The sequence below is a fragment of the Bacteroides sp. NSJ-39 genome, assembly GCF_014287315.1.
Taxonomy (GTDB): domain Bacteria; phylum Bacteroidota; class Bacteroidia; order Bacteroidales; family Bacteroidaceae; genus Bacteroides; species Bacteroides finegoldii.
On the sequence record NZ_JACOOB010000048.1, the window covers coordinates 1 to 3249 of the forward strand.

The window sequence follows — 3249 nt, forward strand, 5'->3', positions numbered from 1 at the left end:
TTGCAGCACCATCCCGTACGTAATCTGTCAGAAGAAAAAAGAGAGATTGCCGCCTACGTCAGCAAGGCTCTGTCTTTCGTAAGAAAGATGCAGAAATTCCTTGCCACGCCCCAAGTGCCGCCACTGATATCCGCCAACAACACAACAGAAACCGCCACCAGCCTCCTGCAATGGACGGGCAATGCCATCGACCTCGTGGAACTTATCTACGGCATCGACGAGATGGGCTGCATCAACAACGGCAACATGCCGCTCAAACAGCTTGCCCCGCTCCTTTACAAGATATTCGGGGTTGAGTCGAAGGACTGCTACCGTTTCTACACCGATATCAAACGCCGGAAGAACGAAAGCCGCACCTACTTCCTTGACAGAATGCAGGAGAAATTGAACGAGAGGATGCTGCGCGATGATGAGTTGGATCGTATGAGGAGATAAAAAACAAATTCATTAGAATAAATCACATCAATTCAATTCATTATTTTGTTATATTAGAAAAAGATATTAACTTTGCATTGAAATTGATATAGTCATAATTCAGATGAACTCAATACACGATATAACAGACTACATTATCTTACGAGTAAAATCGGAAGATAGATTTGCGTCTTTAATAAATTTAAAGTTGCAGAAGTTATTGTATTATGTTCAAGCATGGTCTTATGGTATCAATAAAAAACCTATGTTTGACGGCGAGTTTGAAGCATGGATTCATGGTCCGGTAAATCGAGAAATCTACAATCGATTTAATTCTACAAAATATCTCTATTCAGAAATCAATATTGATGATTGCATGAATCACAATGTGAGTTTATCATCAGAAGACGCTGAATTCATTGACTTTATATTGGAGAATTATCTTAAATATAGCGGTGCTGAATTAGAACGATTGTCCCACAATGAGATGCCTTGGATTAAAACACGTGGAGATTTAAATGTAAATGAGCGTTGTGACAAGGTTATTACTCCAGAACTAATGATTGAGTATTATGGGAAAAAATGGGAAACTATTAAATCTTAATTCAGATTCTCCTAAATACGGAAACAAATCATTAGTTACCAAAGAACAAGAAAATGAGTTAAAGAGAAGGAAGATAACTTTTTCCTTCTCTTACTTTAAGCAGATACCTAATTTTCAGATTGGAGAGTGTTCTAAGGGATGGCATATTGGGCTTCTTGAAAGATTAGGTGCTTTGGGTACTATGACACCGCAAGAAGTATTAGAAGAAAATAGAGGTAGTATTGCATTAAGATGTCATCCAATAGATTGGAGTGCTAAAAACATTCCTATTCAACGAAAAGATTTAGATTGGCTACCAAAAGAAATATTGGACAATGAGACAGATTTTCCAATAATGCAATTTTCGATAACAAAAAGTACGGGGCGTATTGTAGGTTATTTTGATCGGGATTCTTCTATATTTCACATAGTATTATTAGATCCTGAACATAATATACAACCGGCAAAGAAAACTAATTATCAAATACAACCAACTACAAAAGGGTTATCTCAATATGATGATTTATTAAATAAGTTGGAACGAATTAAAAGTATCGTATCAGATTGTTCTGATAAAAAGTGCAAATTGCATTCACATATTAGTGTTATAGAAGAATTACATGACAATATTGTTTATATAGGACTTGATAATGACTTCTATAGCACTTATCAAGAAATCTTAAAGAAAATTCCATTGCAAAAAATTTTGGAAAACGGAATCTTAGTAAGTATGGATAATGCTTAAGTTCTAAAAAAATGAAGAAAGGTTTATGGTAAGCCTTTCTTCATTTTTTTATTTACTTCTGCTGCAACAGATATTTCAGGTTATCATCGCCCGCGATGCGCTCCAGTTCCTCCTGCACAATCTGCTTCACCTCTTCCTTGATACGCCGGTAGTTCGCCTGCACCGTTTCTTTCATGCGGTCGTTGCCGTCCTCGTCCGTGAAATCGGTAATGACCGGAATTTTCTTGTAGGCACGTTCCTCCCGCTTCACCTTCTCGGCATCCACCACAATCTCGCAGTGAAAAATTTTCTGTTCGATACGTTCGTTGAAGTTGTCGGACACCGAACCGACAAACATTCCCTGCGTCAGACCGGAAATCTTGCTCGGCGGAATGAGCGCATCCATCTGCGTGTTGATGGAGGTGGAAACATCCTGCCGGTTGATGGAGATAGACTGCCGTTTCTGCAACACCTTACCGAACCGTTCCGATAGTGTCTTTGCCGTTTCACCTACCACCTGCCCGGAGAAAATGTTACCGACCGTATTCATCACCACTTTCGCCTCCTTATCACCGTAGTCGCGCACCAGCTGGCTGAAATCCTGAAATCCCAGACACACGGCAACCTTGTTGCTTCGGGCGGTGGCTATAAGGTTGTCCAACCCCTTGAAGTATATCGTGGGCAGCTCGTCGATGATGACCGATGACTTCAGCATTCCCTTCTTGTTGATGAGCTTCACGATGCGGGAGTTATACAATCCGAGAGCCGCCCCGTAGATGTTCTGACGGTCGGGATTGTTGCCCACGCATAGGATTTTCGGCTCTTCGGGATTGTTGATGTCCAGCGTAAACTCGCTGTCCGACATCACCCAGTAGAGCTGCGGTGAAATCATCCTCGACAGCGGAATTTTTGCCGACGCTATCTGCCCCATGAGCTGCTCCGCAGCCCCTCCGAGCCAAGCATCCATGAACGGGGAAAGGTAATTCTCCAGTTCGGGATAGGAAGTCAGTATCGGAAAAATATCCTCGTAGCGGCGGTTCAAAAACTCGATGGCATGGGGAAACGTGCAATACTTCCCGTTCTGATAGATTTTAAGATACCATATAATACTGGCGAACAAAATGATAGGTGACTCCACGAAGAAGTCGCCCTGCTTTTGCACCCACGTTTTATTGAGGTTGAGCATTATTGTATAGGCACTCTCGTAAGCGTCTGTAATATCCTCCATGAAATCCGGGTGAATGGGATTGCAACGGTGTGAGCGTCGCGGGTCGTCGAAGTTGATTACATAGAATTTCGGCTTCACCTTGTAGCCCTCCGGATTATTCATCAGATGGTTATATGCGATGGTCGAAAGGTCGGGATACTTGAAATCGTAGATGTATTGGCTAAAGCCCTTCTCAATCTGTTGGTCGGGTAGGTCAGCTCCCTTTCGGGAGCTTTCCCCCCTAAGAACCGTACATGAGAGTTTCCCCTCATACGGCTCAAGCAATTCTAAATTTCTATATAGAAACCGGCTCATTATTTC

General features: G+C 42.0%; 4 protein-coding genes. 3 read left to right on the forward strand and 1 reads right to left on the reverse strand.

Annotation, left to right across the window (positions count from 1 at the left end; translation table 11 throughout):
* The 3 genes from H8S63_RS19585 to H8S63_RS19595 all read left to right on the forward strand — a co-directional run.
* A partial coding sequence (locus tag H8S63_RS19585) for an RteC domain-containing protein (RefSeq protein WP_186927683.1) occupies positions 1 to 435 on the forward strand: 435 nt, incomplete at its 5' end.
* A gap of 103 nt (positions 436 to 538) precedes the next feature.
* The gene (locus tag H8S63_RS19590) at positions 539 to 1018 is read left to right on the forward strand and encodes a Panacea domain-containing protein (protein ID WP_010538250.1); all 480 of its coding nucleotides are present in this window, start codon (positions 539 to 541) and stop codon (positions 1016 to 1018) included.
* Positions 987 to 1742 carry a hypothetical protein gene (locus tag H8S63_RS19595; RefSeq protein ID WP_004293874.1) on the forward strand — a complete coding sequence of 252 codons (756 nt, stop codon included), beginning with the start codon at positions 987 to 989 and terminating at the stop codon, positions 1740 to 1742. The genes H8S63_RS19590 and H8S63_RS19595 overlap by 32 nt, the downstream gene beginning before the upstream one ends.
* Positions 1743 to 1794: 52 nt before the next feature.
* Here the strand turns inward: H8S63_RS19595 and H8S63_RS19600 are convergent.
* Positions 1795 to 3249 (reverse strand): TraM recognition domain-containing protein (locus tag H8S63_RS19600; protein ID WP_255467690.1); only part of this gene is annotated, 1455 nt, incomplete at its 5' end.

Coding starts and splice junctions, on each gene's coding strand:
- H8S63_RS19590 (WP_010538250.1), top strand. CDS start 539: ATGAACTCAATACACGATATAACAGACTACATTATCTTACGAGTAAAA.
- H8S63_RS19595 (WP_004293874.1), top strand. CDS start 987: ATGGGAAAAAATGGGAAACTATTAAATCTTAATTCAGATTCTCCTAAA.